Raw genomic sequence first — 19408 nt, 5'->3', positions numbered from 1 at the left:
TCGGGCGCATGATGGAAGTGAGGACCGCTCGACGAGGAGGAACCATGAAGGCAGCAGTAGGAGACCGCATCGTGACGGCCTCGGGAGTGGTCGGAGGCGCCACGCGGGACGGCGTCGTCGTCGAGTGCCCGCACGGCGACGGGTCGCCGCCGTACCGCGTGCGCTGGTCCGACGACGGCGAGGAGACGCTCGTCTTCCCCGGCACCGACACCGTCGTCGATCATGCCGAGCCGGTGTTCGTGGCCGACGACGCCGCCAACGCCACCGACGCCGCCGCCGGTGAGACGGCCGGTCCCCGCACCCTCACCTGGCAGGTGGAGATCACCCTCAACGAGTCGTCCGGGAGCACCACCGCGGAGGCGACCGTCCGGGGCCTGCCGGAGGTACGCGCCGTCGGGCATGCGCGCAAGGCGCCCGAGGACCCCGAGGTACCTGAGATCGGCGACGAGATCGCCGCGGCCCGTGCGCTGCGGCGGCTCGCGGACCGCTTGCTCTCGGTGGCGGAGAACGACGTCTCGGCGGCCGTGGGCCACAAGGCGCACGTGCACGCCTGACGTGCCGCGCCGGCCTCGTGCCGTCGTCGCGCACGCGGTCCACGCGGAACCGGCCGGCCTGGACGGCCTGGGCACCGCGAGAAGCCGGCCCGCGTCACACGGACCGGAGAAGCGCCGCGAGGGTCTCCGCCGAACGCGGCCAGCTGAAGCGAGCCGCTCTCTCCACGGCGGCCGCCGAGCGCTTCTCCCAGACGCCCGGCTCGTCCAGGGCCCGGACCTCGGCCGCGAATCCCTCGGCGTCGTCCGGCGGGACGAACGCCCCCGCCTCCCCGGCGACCTCGCGGAACACCGGGATGTCGCTCACCACCACCGGGGTGCCGAGCAGCATCGCCTCGACCAGGGGGATCCCGAACCCCTCGTCCCGTGACGCCGACACGAGCGCCGTCGCGCCCCGCAACAGGCGCCGGTACTCCTCGTCGGACACGCCGTCGTGGAACACCAGCCGCCCGGCGCCCGCCAGCGCCGTGAGGCGTTCGCGGGCGGCCTCCGGGGCGCGGGACAGCAGATGCAGCTCGTGGCCGGGCAGCAGAGCCACCGCGCGCGCCAGCGTCTCGACGTTCTTGTAGGGCATGAACGAGCCCATGTACACGAGCGTGCCGGTGCGCGGCTCGCGCTCCAGGCCCGCCTCCTGCTCGGGCACCGGTTCCGCGGCGTTCGGCACCACCGTGACCGGCCGCCGCGTCAGGCGCTTGCCGGCGATGAGGCCCGCCGTCGTCCCCGACACCGTGACCACGGCGTCCGCCCGGTTCAACAGCACCCGCTGCGGCCACCACGCCAGGTGGAACAGCCGCCACAGGAGCCGGACGGGCCCGGGCAGGTCACGGGGCGGCATCGGGTTCCGGTAGTAGATGAGGTCGTGCAGGGTGAGGACCAGCCGGTAGTTCCGGCCCCAGGACCCCATGGTCTGCATGGGACTGAACACGACGTCCGGCCGCAGCCGCCGCACCTGCCACGCGACGAACGGCTCCCGCCAGCTCGTCGGCGCGCTGATGCGGTGCCACGGCAGGTCGGGCAGGTGGGCGAGCTGGCGCTCGTCGTGGATCAGCAGTTCCAGGGGCATCAGCCGCGCGAGCTCACGCACGATCCCCGCCGTGTAGCGGCTGATCCCGTCGTGCCGTCCGATCCGCACGTAGCGGCAGTCGACGAGCACCCGCGTCGCGTCTTCTTCTTGGCGTGCCATCGCCGCGAGCCTAGCCATTGCGGGCGGGCGCGCGGGCGCGCACGGCGCGACTCCCGGGAAACTCCTGGTGAGATCGGGGGAGAACCCCGGGAGGGGCAGGGGGATGCCCCCCACCTCCGGGCGCGCTCGGCGGCCCGTCGGGTACGTTCGTGGCGTGAGCAGCCGGGTGAGTGTGGAGCAGCATCGAGCCGACGTCGAGGACCTGCTGGCGGTGCTGATACCCGGGCAAGGACGCACCGGCGGTGGCGCGGTGCGGCGGTCCGTGGAGCGGTCGGACGCCGGCGAGGCGCTCGGCCGTGTCCTCGCCGACGACGTCGTCGCACCCGGACCCCTGCCGCGGTTCCGGAACTCCCAGATGGACGGGTTCGCCGTGCGGGCCGCGGACGTCGCCGGGGCCCGCGCCGACGCACCCGTCGTGCTGCCGGTGGCCGGCGAGGTGGCCGCCCGGCCCGGCCGTCCCGAACCGCTCGCGCCCGGCTCCGCGGTGCGGATCATGACCGGCGCGCCCGTACCCGACGGGGCGGACGCCGTCGTCCCCGTGGAGCACACGGACGCGGGCACCTTCAACCGCGACGCGACCCGGCCGGCGCCGTCGGACACCGTGCGGGTCCGCGTCCCGCGCGCGGCCGGTGACTTCGTGCGGGAAGCCGGGTCCGACGTCGGCGCCGGGGACCTCGTCCTGCCCGCCGGCACCCTCCTCGCGCCGCACCATCTCGCCGCCGCGGCCGCCTGCGGCATCGGGGAACTCCTCGTCCGACGGCGGGTCCGGGTGGCGATCGTGTCCACCGGGAGCGAGCTCGTCGCGCCCGGCGAGGCCGCCGGTCCCGGGCAGATCTGGGACGCGAACGCCGTGGCGCTCGCGGCCGCGGTGCGGGCGTCGGGCGCCGTGGTCGCGTCCACCGAGCGGGTGGGCGACGACGAGGACGCCGCGCGCGAGACGCTGCGCCGGGCGGCGTCGTCGTCGGACCTGGTGATCACGTCGGGCGGCGTGAGTCAGGGAGCGCACGAGGTGGTCAAGGACGTGCTGGCCGACGTCGTCTTCCGGCCGGTCGCGATGCAGCCGGGCGGGCCCCAGGGGTTCGGGCGGCTGGACGGGACGCCCGTGCTGACGTTCCCGGGGAACCCGGTGAGCACGCAGGTGTCGTTCGTCGTGTTCCTGCGCGGCGTGCTGCGCCGGGCCGCCGGGCTGCCGCCGGCGGAGGAGCGCCGCGCCGTCGTCGGACCGGACGGGATCCCCGACGGCGGTCTCGCGTCCCCCGGCGGCAAGCGGCAGTTCCTGCGGGGGCGGGTGCGCGACGGCGGGCCGGCGGCCGGCCTGGCGGGACCTCGGGACGGGGTGCCGTCCCGGAGCGGAACCCCGCCGGTGGTCGACGTCGTCGGCGGGCAGGGATCGCACCTGGTCGCCTCGATGGCAGCGGCCGACGTGCTGATCGACGTCCCGGCCGACGCCATCGAGCTGAACGCGGGCGACGAGGTCGCGGTCCTGCCGCTGTGACGCGCGGGACCGACCTCCGCGCGCCGGACGGCTCGGCTCGTCAGTGGTGGGTGTGGGAGGCGGTCGGGTCGACCGGGGTGACGCCCGGACGGGACCACTGCGGTACCGGGCGGCTCGCCGGGCCCCAGCCGTTGACGCCCTCGGCGTCCGAGCGCCAGTACCAGCAGGGGTCGTGGCCCTCGGGCCAGCCGTCCGGCGTGTCCTGCCAGGCCTCGCCGCGACCGTACGCCGTGAGGTCGAGCAGGGCGAACGACCCGCTCAGCTGCTCGGTGCCGCGGCCGGTGGTGTCGTAGGTGAGGAACGTGCGGTCGCCGTCGCGCAGGTAGCAGGTGATGTGGCCCATCTCGCCGCCGATCGGCTCGTCGAGCCCGCGCACCGAGTACCAGGGCTGGGTGTAGCCCATGAAGTCGAGGTACGGCGGCACCTCCTCCCACGCGCCCTCGGTCAGGACGGCGAACGAGACGCCCCGGGCGTTGAGGTACGCGGCGTCCTTCATGTGCCACGCGGCGACGGTGCAGCCCTCGCACTGGCCCGCGAACGGGGCGCCGTCGTGCCACATGTGCTTGTAGACCAGCAGCTCGTCGCGGCCCTGGAACAGGTCGGTGAACGGCACGGGTCCGTCCGGGCCGACGACGGGCGTGCCGCCGTCGAACTCCACCATCGGCAGGCGGCGCCGGGCGGCGGCGATCGCGTCGCCCTCGCGGGTGTGCGCCTTCTCGCGGACGAGCAGCTCGTCACGGGCGGCCTGCCAGGTGGCGCGGTCGACGACGGGCGGGCGCCCGGGACGGGTGGTGGCCTCGTGGGTGGCGGTCATGGTGTCCTCCAGGTGGTACGGATCGAAGGGATGCTCACTCGATTGGACGACGAACGGACCCGAGACTCATCGGCATGTGGGGAACCATGAGGCTGCTGACGCCGAACGTCCGCCTGGCGTCGGCAGCCTCATGCCTCCGCCGCCTTCCGAGACGGCTGCCGCCCGCGGGACCCGGGTGCATAGGGTGGGTGCGTGAGTGACGTGAGCACAGTGACCGATGCGGTCCTCGGCGAGAGTGCGACCCGCGCCGTCGAAGGAGCCGTCGCCGCCGCCGAGTGCGGGGCGGTGGTGACGTTCCGCGGTGTCGTCCGGGACGACGACGGCGGCCGCTCGGTGACCAGCCTCGACTACGAGGCACACCCCGACGCCGTCGGCGTCCTGAGAAAAGTGTGCCAGGCCGTGGCCGGCGAGACCGGGCTGCGCGTCGCGGCGATGCACCGGTACGGCCACCTCGAGGTCGGGGACGTCGCGCTCGTCGCGGCCGCTTCCGCCGGTCACCGCAAGGAGGCGTTCGAGGCATGCTCGCTGCTGGTCGAGCGCATCAAGGCCGAGGTCCCCATCTGGAAGAAGCAGCAGTTCACCGACGGGGAGTCGGAGTGGGTCGGGCTGTAGGTGCTCGGCCGGTACTGATTGGGGTGGGGCGGGGCGGTTGGGGAGAGGTCAGCCGCCGATGGCGCCCATCGACCGTGCCGTATCGGCGAAGGCGTCGCTGGGCAGCTCCGGGGCGTCCGAGCCGTGGGCACGGGGCTTGGCCCACATCGCCCCGCGCCAGGCGTCGGCGACCTCCTCGTCCGACGCGCCGGACCGCAGCAGGCCGCGCAGGTCCGTCTCCTCGTTGCCGAACAGGCAGGAGCGGACCGTTCCCTCGGCCGTGAGCCGGGTGCGGTCGCAGGTGCGGCAGAACGAGCGCGTGACCGAGGCGATGATCCCTACGGTCCCCGGGCCGTCGTCGACCAGCCATTCCTCGGCCGGGGCGGACGGGTCCTCGCGGCCCGCCGGCGTGAGCGTGAAACGGGTGCCGAGCCGTTCCAGCAGGTCCGCGGCGGAGACGACGTCGACCCTGGTCCAGTTCCCGTCCGCGTCGAGCGGCATCTCCTCGATGAAGCGCAGCCGGCAGCCGTGCTCCAGCGCCCAGGCGAGCAGGTCGGGTGCGCCGTCCAGCACCTCCGGGAGCAGCACCGCGTTGATCTTCACCGGAGACAGCCCGGCGGCGATCGCGCCGCGGATCCCGGTGAGCACGTCGTCGAGCCGGTCACGGCGGGTGAGCGCGGCGAACGCCGCGTGGTCCACCGTGTCGAGGCTGACGTTGATCCGGTCCAGCCCGGCCGCGACCAGCGCCTCCGCGCGCTTGTCCAGGCCCAGGGCGTTGGTCGTGATGGCGAAGCGCACGATGTCCGACGGCGGCCGCTCCCGCAGCGCCCGGTCCGCCGCCTCGTGTGACGCCGCGAGGATCTCCTCCAGGTCCCGTCGCATGAGCGGCTCGCCGCCCGTGAACCGGACGTCGCGGATGCCCATGCCCACGCCGATCCCGACCAGGCGCGCGATCTCGGCGGGCGTGAGCAGTTCGTCGCGCGGGATGACCGGCAGTCCCTCGGCGGGCATGCAGTACGTGCAGCGCAGGTTGCAGGCCGTGGTGAGGGACACGCGCAGGTCCCGGGCGACGCGCCCGTACCGGTCGATCAGCCGGGTGTCCTCGGGGCGGGGCGGCATGTCCTCCAGGCGCGGTGTACGCCGCAGCGTGGGGATTCCGAGCGAGACGGATGCCATCTCATGAGCCTAACCGGCTGTCCGTACCGCGTGTCCAGGTGTTCCAGGCCGGTCAGGCGTAGCCGGCCTTGACCACCAGCACGGGTGCCGGGGAATCCAGGAGCACCTGCTGCGTCGTCGAACCGACCAGGAACGTGCCGACCGTCGAGTGCTTGCGCGCCCCGATCACCACGAGCGACGCCGCGACGCGCTCGGCGGCCTCGATGATCGAGTCCGCGACCTCTTCGGACGCCGTCCGGTACGCCACCGGCTTCACCGTGACCGACGGCGGGACGCTGTCCAGCAGATGCGCCAGGTGAGACGGGATGTCCGGGCTCTCCTGCGGGGTCAGGACCAGGACGGACAGGTCCTGCCGCCGTCGTTCCGCCTCGGCGGTGGCCGCCCGCAGTGCGGACTCGCCCTGGGGCGACGCGTTGTACGCCACGAGGACCGTCATTCCTCTGAACACCTCCGGGACGCGGCTCATGGGAGCTGGGGATATACCGCAGTTGAACTCTCTCACATCCGGGCGGTGCGGGCCGCTCGTGGACCGTGCTCACGCACGTCGGTGCCTCAGCGCAAGCGAGCCTCCGTGATCTCGCCCTCTGCGACGCCGACGATCCCCATGACCACGTTCCGGAGCTCCCCGCCGCCGGTGGCGCCGTCGTCGCCGAGGTCGGCCCACACCAGGTACCTGCCCGGTGGCACGTGCGCGAAGCCGAACCATCCCGATCCGTCCGTCACCTGCTCGTGGGCCGGCCCGGGGCCGAGCGGTCGCAGCGTCACGGGCACCCCGTCCAGCGGTGTCCCGCCCTGGCGTCCGGCGGTGAGCGTCCCGGTGACGTGACCGTCGTCGGGCGCGGACTTCCACGGCATGTCCGGAACCGCGGCGTCGTCCTCGAAGATCCCGCCGGGCCCGGCCAGGGCCTCGGCCAGCGCCGCCTGCTCGGCGTCGCGCAGCGCCGGGTCTGCGACGACCTCCTGGCTCGGGTTCGCGTACGAGTACCCGCTCCACCCGGCCGCCGTGTTGCCCGCCTCGGACGGCGCCACCGCCTGCTCCGCCTGCGCCACGCTGCCCGGAAGCGAGTTCAGGTACAGCGCCGGGCCGTTCACGGCCTGCCGCCCGGCCTGGTGGTCGGCGAGGAACTCGGACCACTCGTCGAACATGACCTCCTGGGCCGGGTCGTGGTCGCGCTTGTAGTTCATGGTCACCGCCGTGTCCATGATCCCCTCGTCGAGCCAGCCGACCCAGTCCTGCAGCACCTCCGCGTAGGCGCGGGTGTTCGTCCAGCCGCCGACGGCGTCGGGCCCGTTGCCGTACGTGATCGCGTCCATCGACAGCCGCAGCGACGGGTCGATCTCCCACAGCGACAGGTAGATGCGTCGTACCAGGCCGGTGACCTGGTCCCGGCGCCACTGGCTCCACTCCTCGTCGTCCGGCGCCGGCACGTCGGTGCGGCCGGTCGCCTCCTGGAAGCGGGCCACGGCGACGTCGTTGTAGCCCCACTCGCTGTACGCCGAGGTGGAGCTCAGGTCCGGGTAGCGGATGTAGTCCAGGTTGATGCCGTCGACGTCGTACTCGCGCGCGATGCTGGAGACTGCCGCGTCGACGTAGTCGGCGGCATCCGGGTGGCCGGGGTCGAGGTAGACGCGGTTGTTCACGACCTCGCGGCCGTCGGCCATCCTGCCGATCCAGCGGTCGCGGCCCTCGGCGTCGGGCCCGTGCGTGGTGTAGATGTGGTCCGGCGAGCTGGGCGGGCCGTCCGGCACGTGCCACATGGTGTTCACGGTGACCCAGGCGTGCACCTCGATCCCGGCCTCGTGGGCGCGCTCGATGATCGCGTCCAGCGGGTCGTAGGGCGCGGGGTCGATCGCGGCGTCCGTGCGCGGGTAGAGCGCGCGGTTGCAGAAGCAGTCGTACCGGCGGGCGGTCTGCACGATCAGTGCGTTGACGTTCATCGCCGCCGCCTCGTCCACCAGCTCCTCGACCTGGGCGGGCGTGTAGACGCCCTCGTTGAAGGCGTCCACCCAGAGGGAGCGCCACTGCTCGGGCATGGCTGAGCCGTCCTCGTCGTGGGGGAGACCGCCGGTGGCGTCGGCCGGTGCGACGGAGGTGCCGGGGGTTGACGCCGTCGCGGGCGCGAGGGCCGCGGGCGTGACGGTCGCGAGCGGGGCGGCGAGGGCGAGGCCGGCGATCGTTGCTGTCAGGACGCGCTTCATCGGTACCTCCTGTCGGGGGCTTCCGGAGACCGCCCCGGCTCCTTCGGAACCTACCTGACCAGTGTCCGGACCGACAGGCGTCGGCGCGAGGCGAGACGCGTGCCGGATGGATGGGACAGGCTCGCGGTAAGCGCATTCCCAAAGTGTCGATGATCGCCTAGGCTGCACTCGGTACCCGTCAACGACGAAGTTCGGAGCAACACGGTGTCAGCGAAGTCATCGGTCCCTGTGGAATCCGGAGGCCCCGCCCCGGAGCCGTCGGTCCTGGAGCGCCTGGAGCGTGCCCGGGTGGTCCCTGTGGTGGTGGTCGACGACGCCACGCAAGGTCTTGGTGTGGCGAGGGCGTTGGACGACGGCGGACTGCCCGTCGCCGAGGTCACGTTCCGCACGTCCGGTGCGCGGGCGGCGATCGAGGCGATCACCGCGGAGTGTCCCGGCATGCTGGTCGGGGCGGGCACGGTGGTGAGTCCTCGTCAGGTCGACGAGGCCGTCACGGCGGGTGCGTCGTTCCTGGTGTCGCCGGGTCTGAGCGAAGCGGTGGTCCGGGCCGCGCAGGAGGCGGGTGTGCCGATCCTGCCCGGGGTGGCGACGGCGTCGGACATCATGGCCGCGCTCGATCTGGGCATCACGACCGTCAAGTTGTTCCCGGCCGGTGTGGTGGGTGGTCCGGGTGCGATCAAGGCGTTGTCGGGGCCGTTCGGACAGGTGCGGTTCGTGCCGACCGGTGGGGTGAGTGCGGCGAATCTGCCGGAGTACCTGGGTCTGCCGTCGGTGCTGGCGGTGGGCGGCTCGTGGATGGTGGACAAGACGCTCGTCGCCGCGGGTGACCTGGCCGAGATCACCCGTCGTACCGCGCAGGCCGTGTCTCTCGCCGCAGGGCCTCCCGAAGGAGCTGTGTGATGACCTGTCCCTCCCTGTCCGTCCGCGCCGCCCGGCTTCTTGAAGGAGATGTGCGATGACCAACCCTTCCCTGTCCGTCCGTCCCGCCGCCGAGTGCCGTTACGACGTCGTCGCGCTCGGTGAGGTCATGCTCCGGCTCGACCCGGGCGAACGCCGTGTGCGCAACGCCCGCAGCTTCGACGTCTGGGAGGGTGGCGGCGAGTACAACGTGGCGCGCGGTCTGCGCCGCTGCTTCGGTCTGCGCGGTGCGATCGTGACCGCGCTCGCGAACAACGACGTCGGCCGCCTGGTGGAGGACCTCATGCTCACCGGCGGCCTGGACACGTCATGGGTGCGGTGGCGTGACTTCGACGGGATCGGCCGGCAGGTGCGTAACGGTCTGAACTTCACCGAGCGGGGTTTCGGGGTGCGTGGGGCGCTGGGGGTGAGTGACCGCGGTCATACGGCGGTCTCGCAGTTGCGGCCTGAGGATGTGGACTGGGACGCGCTGTTCGGTTCAGGTGTGCGGTGGCTGCACACGGGTGGGATCTTCGCGGCGTTGTCGGAGTCGGCGGCGGACGTGGCCGAGGCGGCGATGGTGGCGGCGCGGGCGCACGGCACGGTCGTGTCCTACGACTTGAACTACCGGCCCTCGTTGTGGAAGGGGATCGGTGGGGTGCAGCGGGCTCGGGAGGTCAACCGGCGCCTGGCGGAGCATGTGGATGTGATGATCGGGAACGAGGAGGACTTCACGGCCTCGCTCGGGTTCGAGGTCGAGGGCGTCGAGGAGAACCTGACTGATCTGGACACCGGTGCGTTCCGGGCCATGATCGAGCGGGCCTCGGGCGAGTACGACAACTTCCAGGTGATCGCGACCACGCTGCGCGGGGTGCGGACCGCCACGGTCAACGACTGGGGAGCGATCGCCTGGTCACGCACCGAAGGGTTCGCCGAGGCGACCCACCGGCCCGGTCTGGAGATCCTGGACCGGGTGGGGGGCGGGGACTCGTTCGCCTCGGGCCTGGCCTACGGCCTGATGGAACTGGGCTCTCTGGCCGAGGCCGTCGAGTACGGGGCCGCCCACGGCGCCCTGGCCATGACCACCCCCGGGGACACCACCACCGCCACCCTCGCCGAAGTCGCCAAACTCGCCGCAGGAGGCAACGCCCGCGTCGACCGCTGACACCCCACACCCACCTCGGCGCTCTTCACCGTGGACCCGGATGCGGTCGGCCGCCCGGGGGGTGGTCGGTCCGATGTCAAGGCGATCGGCACCTTCGGGGGCCGACCGCAACGACACCGGACCGACCACCCGACAGCGGGCCGACCAGGCCGCGGCCCTGCGCGGCCGTCGCGGCTCAGGGGGAGCCGTTGAGGTGGACCATCAGGGCCACCACGCCCACGGCGAGGAGGGCCGCCGCCACGGCCCCGGCGATCTTCCACGCCGACCACGGACGTTCGCCGATGACCTCGCCGGTGCGGGCGTTGACCAGGACCTGGAAGGCCTTGCCGCCGTACAGGTAGGTCGCGATCCAGACCGGCAGGAGCAGCAGCTTGAAGGTGACCGCCGCGTAGGCGGTGTCCATCTGGTGCACGCGCTGCTCGTCGCCGCCGATGTCGGCCTCGCAGTCGTCCTCGATCACCCGCGCCATTCTCTGCTTGGCGACCTCGAGACCCGCCTCGGGCTCGACGTCGTACCGGAGGGTCTCGTGCCCGGCGAGGAAGTCCGGCCGGTACGCCTCGGCCTGCTCGAGCGGCCACGGTTCGAGCTTGGCGAGATGGTCCGGCATGACGCGGCGGGTTCCGGTGACCAGGATGTCGTCGAAGAACCGTGCGACGCGTCCCCCGGCCGGGTACCAGCGGGTGCGGCGTTCCTGCCGGCTCACGGTCCTGCCCTCGGAGTCGGTGCTCGTGACCGTCACCCAGTAGTGCTCGCCGCGCTGCCCGGAGTAGTCCGTCGTCGTCTGCGCGTCGTACGTCCAGTGGGGCAGGTAGACGCTGTGCGCCCGTTCCGCGTGGGTCACCTTCTTCAGGGCCGACGGCGCAAACCACCGCGTGCTCACCCAGCGCTTCAGCGCCGTGGTCATCGCCGGGCGGTCGACGGCGAACGGCAGCACCGCCTCCGGCTCGACGATCCCGAGGGCCGACACCTCGGCGACCATCGGTGACCCGCAGAAGCCGCACTCCTGCGACAGCTTGTCGCTCGTGGTGACGGCTCCGCACGTGCCGCACTCGTAGTCGTGGGAGTCCGGCGGGAGCGCCCGCTCCGACGTGGCGAGCGCCGCGAAGTCATGCTCGCGGACGGCCCGCTCGGCGGCCGCGATCTCCTGGGTGTGGCCGCAGTAGGGGCAGGTCAGCGTGCGGGTTCCGACCGCGTACCGGACGCTGGCTCCGCACTGCCGGCACGGGTAGGCGTTGTGGGCGGCGGCGGGGTTGTCGGTCGTCTCGGTCATTCTCGGCGGCACCCTCAGCCCTGGTTCGGCAGCGGCGGGGGTGTGCTGGCGAGGTGGCGGGCGACGTCGGGCACGGATGACGCGGGTTCCCAGCCCGGCATGCCGTTCCTCCACACCAGCGTCTCGGGCGTGAGAGCACCGGAGGAGACGTGGGCGGCCAGTCCGGCGTCGTCCAGCGGCCCGGTCTGCTGCCCGTTCACGCCGAGGAACCACTGCGGGCCGCCCGGCAGCGGCGGCGGCGTGGCGGCACCGGCCTGCGCGGGCGGTTGGGCGGCGGGTGCGGTCGCTCCGCCGACGATGTTCCCGGCGGCCTGGCCCAGCCCCATCCCGACGACGGTGGCGGCGCCGCTGCCCGGGTTCTCGGCGGCGGCTTCGAGGGCCTCGGCGGCCTGGAACTTCGTGTACTGGTCGAGGTTGCCGACGATCCCCATCGACGTGCGCTTGTCGAGCTTCTCCTCGACCTCCGGCGGCAGGGAGATGTTCTCGATGACGAACTTCGGGACGGCGATGCCGAGGTCCGGTTCGAGCTCGCCGGTGAGTGTCACGGCGAGGCTGTCGCCGAGTTCGCCCTGGTGCGCGGCCAGGTCCAGAACGGGGACGTTCGCCTTGGCCAGTGCGGTTCCGAGGCGGCTCACGATGTTCTGGCGCAGATATTCGTGCACCTCGTCGGTGCGGAACTGGGGGTCGGTGCCGACGAGTTCGCGCAGCAGGAGCTTCGGGTCGGTGACGCGGGCGGCGAAGGCCCCGAAGGCGCGCAGCCGCACGGCGCCGAACTCGGCGTCGCGCATGATCACGGGGTTCTTGGTGCCCCACTTGAGGTCCGTGAACTGCCGGGTGCTGACGAAGTACACCTCGGCCTTGAACGGTGACTCGAACCCGTACTTCCACCCCTTGAGGGTGCTCAGGACCGGCAGGTTCGCGGTCTCCAGGGAGTACATGCCGGGGCCGAAGACGTCGGCGATCTGCCCCTCGTTGACGAACACCGCTGTCTGGGACTCCCGGACCGTCAGCCGCGCCCCGTTCTTGATCTCGTTGTCGTGCCGGGGGAAGCGCCACACGATGGTGTCGCGGGTGTCGTCGGTCCATTCGACGATGTCGACGAACTCGTCCTTGAACTTGTCCAGCAGGCTCATTCGGGGGGTTCCTTTCCGCCCCGAGGCGACGGGGCCGACGCCCATCCAATCGGCCCGGGCCGATCGCTGCAAGGAAATGAACCTGTCGGGCAGCCGTACGTCGCGCCGGCCCGCCCGACGCATCGCCTGATCGTGGCTGAGAAGACCGCCGAACGGGCGGCTGGGTAAAGTCGTTTCACGAGGTCAGGTGGCATTTTCACGGTTGTGATGAGCCGTTCTCCACAGATCACGGTCTGGGCGCGCGGGGCGCCTCCGGCCGCCCTACTCTCATGGAATCGGCCCGCCACGTGGCACAACCAGGGGCGTCATGTCAAGGAGGCGGGGCCGTGAGCGCACCGTTCGCCGTTGGTTACGTTCTCAGGGGGAGAAGGATGACTACGCAGGCCACCGTTCTGGAGCCGGACACGACCGGACCTCTGGAGCCGGACAGGACCGGAACGATTTCCGTTCGCGTCGACACGAGCGACGCCGCTCGCACCGGATCCGGTGACGCGGTGGCCGCCGGAGAGGACGGCACGGCCCGCGGCCGGCTGCTGAGGCGCTGCGCCGCCGGTGCCACGGTCCTCGCGATTCTGACGGCCCTGCTCGTCGGCTGGGTGAGCCAGGCACGGGCGGACACCACCGATCGCCTCGAGACCCTGAACGCGCGGATCGACGAGCGGGTCGTCGCGGGCCGGGCGACGGCGGAGCGCCTGGCCACGGTCATCGTCGTGGCCCGGAACGTCCGGGCTGCCTCGTCGGACGCCGATCCCGAAGCCCGTGCCACACTCGACGCCGCGATCCGGTCCGCGGAAGGCGTCGTCGGCCAGCGGGTCACGACGCAGGAGCCCGCCACCGTGCCGCAGGCCGAGATGCTGGTGGAGCAGGCAGGGCTCATGCAGCAGGCGCTCGCGCTCGCGACCACGGACCTGCGGACCGCCGTCGACCTCGTCCTGGTCAGCCGCGGCGACCTCCCGTCGGAGATGCACCACGCGCCGGCTGACGAGGAGGGCGCGAGCGTCCTCACCGCCGTTGCGCGACCGTGACCCGGCAGGTGCAACGCCGTCGGAGGCAGCGACACAGAAGGTACGGGACCATGACCGGTTCGTGCTGGTGAGGCCGCTGACAACGTCCGGACACCGGGTCCCGTGCCCAGCTCTCCGGACGAGAGGAAAGCGTCATGCCCCGTACCACCCGTCGCCAGGCGGTCGCCGCGCTCGCCACGACCGCCGTCGTCGCACTGTCCCTGACCGCCTGCGGCAGTGACGCGGACAGCGCGTTCGACGGCGGCCAGGGCGCACCGGCCCCCGCCGACGCCCAGATGTACGCCGAGGACTCCGCGCCGGACACCCGGCGCATCGCGCCGACCGAGTCCCAGGAGGAGTACGCCGACGCCGCGGAACAACCGTTCCAGGACGTCGCCACGAGCCCGTTGTCGACTTTCTCCGCCGACGTCGACACGGCGTCGTACAGCAACCTGCGCCGCCAGATCACGCAGGGGCAGGCGCCCGAGGGCGTGCGCATCGAGGAGCTTGTCAACTATTTCGACTACGACCACCCCGCGCCCGGCCGGGAGGACGACGAGCCGTTCGCGGTGACGGCGGAGGTGGCCCCGGCGCCATGGGCGCCCGAGCACCACCTGGCGATGATCGGCGTGCAGGCGACCGAGGCCGTGCCGACGCACGAGGGCAACAACATCGTCTTCCTGCTGGACGTGTCCGGCTCGATGGACGAGCCGAACAAACTCCCGCTGCTGGCCGAGTCGTTCTCCCTGCTCGCGTCGAACCTCGGGGAGGACGACGTGGTCTCGGTCGTCACCTACGCGGGCGACGACCGGGTGCTCCTCGACTCGGTTCCCGGGTCCGAGGACGGCGTGATCACCGACGCCCTGGAGTCGCTGACCGCGGGCGGTTCCACCGGAGGCGCCGCCGGCCTGGAGACCGCCTACGAGCTTGCGCGGAAGAACTTCGTCGAGGGCGGCAACAACCGGGTGGTCCTGGCGACCGACGGCGACTTCAACGTGGGGCCGTCGACCCCGGAGCAACTCACGGAGCAGGTCGAGGACGCGCGCGAGTCGGGTGTGTACATCTCGGTGCTCGGCTTCGGGACGTACAACCTCAAGGACGCCACGATGGAGGCGATCGCCGATCACGGGAACGGCAACTACGCCTACATCGACACCGTCGACGAGGCGCGCAAGGTGCTCGTGGACGAGTTCGACTCGACCATGTACGTGGTCGCCCAGGACCTGAAGCTGCAGGTGGAGCTCAACCCGGCGGTGGTGTCCGAGTACCGGCTGATCGGCTACGACAACCGCCGCCTGGAGGACGAGGAGTTCGACGACGACACCAAGGACGCCGGCGATGTCGGCGCCGGGCACGCGGTGACCGCCTTCTACGAGATCGTTCCCGCGTCCGGCGCCGCCGCCGACAACGGGCTGAAGTACCAGGACTCCCGCGCGTCGGGCTCGGACGACTTCATGACGGTGCACGTGCGCTGGAAGGAACCGGGCGGGTCGGAGAGCGCGGAGCGGGAGTACCCGGTGGAGGCCGGCGCGCTCACGGAGACACCGTCCACCGACTTCCGGTTCGCGTCGGCCGTGGTCGAGGCCGGACTCGTCGCCCGTGGATCGCAGTACGCGGCCGACGCGAGCCTGGAGTCCGCCCGGTCGCGTGCGGCCGCGGCCCTCGGGGCGGACCCCTACGGCCTCCGGGCCGAGTTCGTCGCCCTGCTGGACCGGTACCGCGAGCTGGCCGCCTGACCGTCGCCCGCGCCGGCGCCCGCCCGCCCGCAAGCGCCCCACCTGCTGATGGGGCGCTTGCGGCAGGGTGCTCGGTGCGGTCAGCGCGCTGCGGACGGCGCCGCCGGGACACCCGCGTCGAGAACGTGACGGGTGAGGGTTTCCAGGACGGTGACGCCGTCGGCCGAGAGCACCGACTCCAGGTGTCCCTGGACCGAGGCCACCCCGGGCCCGCGCAAGGCGGTGAGGACGCCGTTCGCGTCGGCGGACGGTTCGAGGGCGAGCCGGGCCACGGGGCTGTCGGCGTCGGCCGCGTCGAGGGTGGCGAGCTGCGCGCCGAAGGTGTTGTAGTAGCCGACGGCGGCCGTGGTGCCGAACACGTCGGAGTCGAGCCGCACGCCCTGGCGCGGCGCGGGCAGCGGGCGGATCGGGAAACCCGCGAGGCCGGCGAGCACCTGGTGGCTGAGGCAGACGGCGAGCAGCGGCCGGCCCCCCGTGACGCGCTCATGGATCCGCCGGGTGATGGCGGCGATCCGAGGATCCTCGGTGTCGCGCGGGTCTCCCGGCCCCGGGCCGAGCACGACCAGATCGTCCGCGAGCACGTCGCCCACGGCGTCCCACCGCACCACGCGGGCGTTCATCCCCAGGTGGCGGAACTGGTGGGCGAGCATGGTCGTGAACTGGTCCTCGTGGTCGACGACGAGCACGTTCCGCCCGGTCAGGGGTGACGTCTCGACCGGGTCGAGCGGGGCGCCGGAGCTCCCGGCCGCGGCGGTCGGCTCCGGCGTCGTCGCGGCGTCCGCGGCGTCCTGCGGCCGCACCCAGAACTCGGCGAGCTGGCGATTGCGGGCCGTCAGCGCCTCGGAGACCCCGGGCTGCGCGTTCAGGTCGACGACGGAGCCGGGCCCGGCTCCGCGCGGTACCAGCCCGAGCGACGCCAGCACGCCCGACGCCTTGGCGTGGGTTTCCGCCACCTCGTGCTCCGGAACGGAGTGGCGCACGAGGGTGGCCCCGGCCGGGACGGACACCCGGCCGCCGTCGGACAGGTAGGCAGTGCGGATGAGGATCGGGGCGTCGAGCGAGTAGCCGGCGGCGCCGTGCGGAGCGGGCTCGGCGTCGGGGACGCCGGCGTCGTGCGGCTCGGACGGGCCCTGTTCCGAGGCGTCCGGCTCGAAGAGGGCGAGACATCCCGAGTAGTAGCCACGGGGGCGGCTCTCGTGACGGGTGATGACGGTGCAGGCGTTCTCCATCGGCGACCCGGTCACGGTGGGCGCGAACATCGTCAGACGCAGCGCCTCGCGCGGGTCGAGGGCGGTGCGGCCCTCCAGCAGGTACTCGGTGTGGCTGAGGCGGGCCATCTGCTTGAGGTACGGGCCGACGATGCGCCCGCCGTCCGGGCAGAGCGCGCTCATCATCTTCATCTCCTCGTCGACGACCATGAAGAGCTCCTCGTTCTCCTTGGTGTCGCGCAGGAAATCGAGGACGCCGTCGCGCGTCGGGCCGGTCACGGGGTGCCGGTAGGTGCCGCTGATCGGGTTCATACGGGCCACGCCGTCGTGCACGGTCAGGTGCCGCTCGGGTGTGGCGCCCGCCAGGGACAGCGTCCCGGCCGCGGGCCGCGCCGCGTCCGTCGCGGGCGCGGGAGCATGCACCGCGAATGTCCAGTACGAGCCGACCTCGTGCGTGAGCAGCGCGCGGAACCACGAGGCCAGGGCGGTGACGGGCGCCGCGTCGGTGCGGGCCTCGAAGCGGCGCATCACCACGAAGTTGGCGCCTGCGCCCTGTCCGATCTCGTCGTCGATCACTCGGCGCACCGTGTCCGCGTACTCGGCGTCCGGGACGTCGAAACCGAGCGGTTCGGCGGGCACGGGTTCGGGGGGAAGGGCGGCGACGGCGTCGGACAGGGGGACCCGCTCCGACGCGCGGACGACCAGGCAGCGCAGCGGGGCGTCGTCGTCGCGCACGGTGAATCCGCGCTCGCGGGCCTGCCGGAACGGGACCACGGCGAGCACGGGCGCGCCGTCGAGCGGGATGTCACGAAGGAGGCCGGCGTCGACCACGTCACCGACCAGGACCTCGACCTCGGTGCCGCCGTGACGGCGCAGGAGCGCGAAGGGGAGCGCCCCGTCGGAGGTGAGGACCTGGGCGAGGAGCGGATATCGGGTGACGGCGGCGGAGGGACGGATGCGGGACATGTGTGGCCTCTCGGTCTCGGGGTGCTCGTCCCGGACCGAGAGTCTCGTGGGAACACGAAACGACCGCCCCGGGAGCGAGGCGGTCGTGGACGTGGATCGTGACGTCGCGAGCCCGCCTATTCGGCGGGCCGCCAGTTCCGGCAGGTCAGGTGCGACGTCATGGCGGGAACGGTAGCCGTGTGCGGGGCGAGATGTCCACAGGGAGTCCGATGCGCGAGACGGGGTGCTCGGCGAGGTGCGGGACGGCGTGGCGCGTCCGACGGCGGCTCCGCGCCGGCGCCCTGAGATGAGGGCGGCTCCCGCCCCGGTGCGCGCTTCCTGACGAACATGTCCGGATTGATCATCCTGCCTTTGACGCCTGAGATGCCGGAGTGTGTCGTAGCCTCATGGCATGGCGAGAGAGACCCCGTATCAGCCTGGCCGGAAAACGTTGACCTGCTGGTTCGCCGGTCTTGCCACGCTGGACGTGATTCACCGTGCGGCCAGGCCAGAGCGCGACCAGAAGGTCACCGCTGTCCGGCAGGACGTCTCCGCGGGTGGTCCGGCCGCGAACGCGGCGGTCACGGCTGCCGCACTGGGCATGCGTTCCGTGCTGGTCACCGCCCTCGGAACCAGCGCCGTGGGTACGGCCGCCCGCGCGGATCTGGAACGGTACGGCGTGGAGGTGCACGACGTCGCGCGGCCCCACCACGACCTGGCGGTCTCCGCGGTACTCGTCGACGACACCACGGGGGAGCGGTCGGTCGTCTCCGCCGACGGGGCCCTCACGCAGGTTCCCGGGCCGGGCCCGGACGAACTGGCCGCCCTCCCGGCGCCCGACGTCGTGCTGCTCGACGGACACCATCCCGACATCGCGCGCAGCGTGCTCGCGCACGCCCGGACCTTGCGCCCGCGCCCGCTGATCGTGCTCGACGCGGGCCGGTGGCGCCCGGTGTTCGCCGACCTGCTGCCCGACGCCGACGTCATCGCGTGCTCGGCGGCCTTCCGCGTCCCCGAAGGTCAGGAGGGCTGGTACGCGGGGCTGCGCGGGGCGACGGTGGTGACGCACGGCTCCGCGCCGGTGGACTGGTGGGACGGCGATGCCCGCGGCACCATCGACGTGCCGGCCGTTCCCGCCGTCGACACGCTCGGTGCCGGGGACGCCTTCCACGGTGCGCTGACGGCCGCGCTGGCCCGGGGCGCGGAGCTTCCGCGGGCGTGCGCCGAGGCGGTGCGCGTGGCCTCGCTCCGGGTGCGGTATCTGGGGCCGCGCGGATGGCTGGCACATCTGGGCGGGGGAGAGGTGCCGCAGCGCGCGGTCGACGAGACTCCGTGTCCGGCGCCGCGGGCGGCGGACGGGGACCTCGCGGACGCCGGCCTTCCAGCAGTCCCGGCGGATCTCGTCGACCGGGCACGACGCCTCGCGGACGATCCCGCTCGCTCCGGCCGCGCCGTCCTGGGTCTCACCGGTCCGCCCGGGGCCGGGAAATCGACCCTCGCAGCGGGTCTCGCGGCGGCGCTCGGGCCGGACCGCGCGGTGGTGGTCGGCATGGACGGGTTCCATCTGGCGAATGCCGTGCTGGAGGCGCGTGGAAGCCGGGAGCGCAAGGGCGCGATCGACACCTTCGACGACGCCGGATACGCCGACCTGATCGGACGCATCGCCGCGGCGCACCCGGACGGCGACCCGGTTCTCGCCCCGGAGTTCCGGCGTGAGATCGAGGAGCCGATCGCGGGCGCCGTCGTCGTGCCGCCCGGCGTGCCTCTCGTGATCACCGAGGGAAACTACCTTCTTGCGGGGACCGGGCACTGGCCGCGCGCTCGCGAGCACATGACGGAGGTCTGGTACGTCGATGTGCCCGGCGACGTCCGGCTGGAGCGGTTGACGGCCAGGCATCATGCCCACGGGAAGACACCGGAGGCGGCCCGGGCCTGGGCGCGCGGCTCGGACCAGCACAACGCCGAGGTCGTCGCCGCGACACGGGACGACGCGGATCTGCACGTCACCATCGAGTGATTCCCGAGCGCCGACCGGTGCCCG

At 72.7% G+C, this 19408-nt stretch carries 16 protein-coding genes; 8 read left to right on the top strand and 8 right to left on the bottom strand.

Annotated features, from left to right (window positions below):
* Window positions 1–44 precede the first annotated feature (44 nt).
* On the top strand, window positions 45–554 hold the full coding sequence (locus EDD34_RS16410) for a dsRBD fold-containing protein (RefSeq protein ID WP_123815516.1): 510 nt from the start codon (window positions 45–47) through the stop codon (window positions 552–554).
* Window positions 555–648: 94 nt separating this feature from the next.
* On the opposite strand, the gene EDD34_RS16405 is transcribed toward EDD34_RS16410, so the two are convergent.
* The gene (locus EDD34_RS16405) at window positions 649–1734 is read right to left on the bottom strand and encodes a glycosyltransferase family 4 protein (RefSeq protein ID WP_123815515.1); all 1086 of its coding nucleotides are present in this window, start codon (window positions 1732–1734) and stop codon (window positions 649–651) included.
* 154 nt (window positions 1735–1888) lie between these two features.
* Between EDD34_RS16405 and EDD34_RS16400 the strand changes: the two genes are divergently transcribed.
* Window positions 1889–3229, top strand: a complete 1341-nt coding sequence (locus EDD34_RS16400; RefSeq protein WP_246012522.1) for a molybdopterin molybdotransferase MoeA — start codon at window positions 1889–1891, stop codon at window positions 3227–3229.
* Between the two features lie 40 nt (window positions 3230–3269).
* On the opposite strand, the gene EDD34_RS16395 is transcribed toward EDD34_RS16400, so the two are convergent.
* Complete coding sequence (locus EDD34_RS16395; RefSeq protein WP_123815513.1) at window positions 3270–4043, bottom strand: DUF899 family protein; 774 nt, start codon at window positions 4041–4043, stop codon at window positions 3270–3272.
* Window positions 4044–4235: 192 nt separating this feature from the next.
* Here EDD34_RS16395 and EDD34_RS16390 point away from each other — a divergent pair, with 192 nt between their 5' ends.
* Window positions 4236–4655, top strand: a complete 420-nt coding sequence (locus tag EDD34_RS16390) for a molybdenum cofactor biosynthesis protein MoaE (RefSeq protein WP_123815512.1) — start codon at window positions 4236–4238, stop codon at window positions 4653–4655.
* Between the two features lie 48 nt (window positions 4656–4703).
* On the opposite strand, the gene moaA is transcribed toward EDD34_RS16390, so the two are convergent.
* The 3 genes from moaA to EDD34_RS16375 all read right to left on the bottom strand — a co-directional run bounded on the left by moaA (window position 4704) and on the right by EDD34_RS16375 (window position 8009).
* Window positions 4704–5810 (bottom strand): GTP 3',8-cyclase MoaA, encoded by a 1107-nt coding sequence (gene moaA / locus EDD34_RS16385; protein WP_123815511.1) that lies wholly within the window; start codon window positions 5808–5810, stop codon window positions 4704–4706.
* A gap of 52 nt (window positions 5811–5862) precedes the next feature.
* Window positions 5863–6246, bottom strand: coding sequence for a universal stress protein (locus tag EDD34_RS16380; RefSeq protein WP_123815510.1), 384 nt, complete (start codon window positions 6244–6246; stop codon window positions 5863–5865).
* 116 nt (window positions 6247–6362) lie between these two features.
* Entirely contained in the window at window positions 6363–8009 is a 1647-nt protein-coding gene (locus tag EDD34_RS16375) for a family 10 glycosylhydrolase (protein ID WP_211341617.1), read from the bottom strand.
* 204 nt (window positions 8010–8213) lie between these two features.
* Between EDD34_RS16375 and eda the strand changes: the two genes are divergently transcribed.
* On the top strand, window positions 8214–8909 hold the full coding sequence (eda, locus tag EDD34_RS16370; protein ID WP_246012521.1) for a bifunctional 4-hydroxy-2-oxoglutarate aldolase/2-dehydro-3-deoxy-phosphogluconate aldolase: 696 nt from the start codon (window positions 8214–8216) through the stop codon (window positions 8907–8909).
* Between the two features lie 55 nt (window positions 8910–8964).
* Window positions 8965–10071, top strand: coding sequence for a sugar kinase (locus tag EDD34_RS16365; RefSeq protein WP_123815509.1), 1107 nt, complete (start codon window positions 8965–8967; stop codon window positions 10069–10071).
* Window positions 10072–10246: 175 nt separating this feature from the next.
* On the opposite strand, the gene EDD34_RS16360 is transcribed toward EDD34_RS16365, so the two are convergent.
* Window positions 10247–11341 carry a TFIIB-type zinc ribbon-containing protein gene (locus EDD34_RS16360; RefSeq protein ID WP_123815508.1) on the bottom strand — a complete coding sequence of 365 codons (1095 nt, stop codon included), beginning with the start codon at window positions 11339–11341 and terminating at the stop codon, window positions 10247–10249.
* A gap of 14 nt (window positions 11342–11355) precedes the next feature.
* Window positions 11356–12474 carry an SPFH domain-containing protein gene (locus EDD34_RS16355; protein WP_123815507.1) on the bottom strand — a complete coding sequence of 373 codons (1119 nt, stop codon included), beginning with the start codon at window positions 12472–12474 and terminating at the stop codon, window positions 11356–11358.
* A gap of 371 nt (window positions 12475–12845) precedes the next feature.
* Here EDD34_RS16355 and EDD34_RS16350 point away from each other — a divergent pair, with 371 nt between their 5' ends.
* Entirely contained in the window at window positions 12846–13499 is a 654-nt protein-coding gene (locus EDD34_RS16350; RefSeq protein WP_123815506.1) for a hypothetical protein, read from the top strand.
* Between the two features lie 134 nt (window positions 13500–13633).
* On the top strand, window positions 13634–15214 hold the full coding sequence (locus tag EDD34_RS16345) for a vWA domain-containing protein (RefSeq protein WP_123815505.1): 1581 nt from the start codon (window positions 13634–13636) through the stop codon (window positions 15212–15214).
* 80 nt (window positions 15215–15294) lie between these two features.
* Here EDD34_RS16345 and EDD34_RS16340 read toward each other — a convergent pair whose 3' ends face one another.
* Complete coding sequence (locus EDD34_RS16340; RefSeq protein ID WP_123815504.1) at window positions 15295–17388, bottom strand: anthranilate synthase family protein; 2094 nt, start codon at window positions 17386–17388, stop codon at window positions 15295–15297.
* Window positions 17389–17779: 391 nt separating this feature from the next.
* On the opposite strand from EDD34_RS16340, the gene EDD34_RS21245 reads away from it, so the two are divergent.
* A complete protein-coding gene (locus tag EDD34_RS21245; protein ID WP_246012520.1) occupies window positions 17780–19384 on the top strand; it encodes a nucleoside/nucleotide kinase family protein in 1605 nt (534 codons plus the stop codon).
* Window positions 19385–19408 lie beyond the last annotated feature (24 nt).

This window comes from Myceligenerans xiligouense, assembly GCF_003814695.1.
In the GTDB taxonomy this organism is placed as follows: Bacteria; Actinomycetota; Actinomycetes; order Actinomycetales; family Cellulomonadaceae; genus Myceligenerans; species Myceligenerans xiligouense.
The sequence above is the reverse complement of the archived record's forward strand: the minus strand, read 5'-3'. Positions and strand labels throughout refer to the sequence as shown.

What these genes read in the sequence shown, in the direction of transcription:
- EDD34_RS16405 (WP_123815515.1), bottom strand. Translation starts at nt 1,734, where the DNA reads ATGGCACGCCAAGAAGAAGACGCGACGCGGGTGCTCGTCGACTGCCGC.
- EDD34_RS16345 (WP_123815505.1), top strand. Translation starts at nt 13,634, where the DNA reads ATGCCCCGTACCACCCGTCGCCAGGCGGTCGCCGCGCTCGCCACGACC.
- moaA (WP_123815511.1), bottom strand. Translation starts at nt 5,810, where the DNA reads ATGGCATCCGTCTCGCTCGGAATCCCCACGCTGCGGCGTACACCGCGC.
- EDD34_RS16365 (WP_123815509.1), top strand. Translation starts at nt 8,965, where the DNA reads ATGACCAACCCTTCCCTGTCCGTCCGTCCCGCCGCCGAGTGCCGTTAC.
- EDD34_RS16410 (WP_123815516.1), top strand. Translation starts at nt 45, where the DNA reads ATGAAGGCAGCAGTAGGAGACCGCATCGTGACGGCCTCGGGAGTGGTC.
- EDD34_RS16340 (WP_123815504.1), bottom strand. Translation starts at nt 17,388, where the DNA reads ATGTCCCGCATCCGTCCCTCCGCCGCCGTCACCCGATATCCGCTCCTC.
- EDD34_RS16360 (WP_123815508.1), bottom strand. Translation starts at nt 11,341, where the DNA reads ATGACCGAGACGACCGACAACCCCGCCGCCGCCCACAACGCCTACCCG.
- EDD34_RS21245 (WP_246012520.1), top strand. Translation starts at nt 17,780, where the DNA reads ATGGCGAGAGAGACCCCGTATCAGCCTGGCCGGAAAACGTTGACCTGC.
- EDD34_RS16375 (WP_211341617.1), bottom strand. Translation starts at nt 8,009, where the DNA reads ATGAAGCGCGTCCTGACAGCAACGATCGCCGGCCTCGCCCTCGCCGCC.
- EDD34_RS16355 (WP_123815507.1), bottom strand. Translation starts at nt 12,474, where the DNA reads ATGAGCCTGCTGGACAAGTTCAAGGACGAGTTCGTCGACATCGTCGAA.
- EDD34_RS16380 (WP_123815510.1), bottom strand. Translation starts at nt 6,246, where the DNA reads ATGACGGTCCTCGTGGCGTACAACGCGTCGCCCCAGGGCGAGTCCGCA.
- EDD34_RS16350 (WP_123815506.1), top strand. Translation starts at nt 12,846, where the DNA reads ATGACTACGCAGGCCACCGTTCTGGAGCCGGACACGACCGGACCTCTG.
- EDD34_RS16395 (WP_123815513.1), bottom strand. Translation starts at nt 4,043, where the DNA reads ATGACCGCCACCCACGAGGCCACCACCCGTCCCGGGCGCCCGCCCGTC.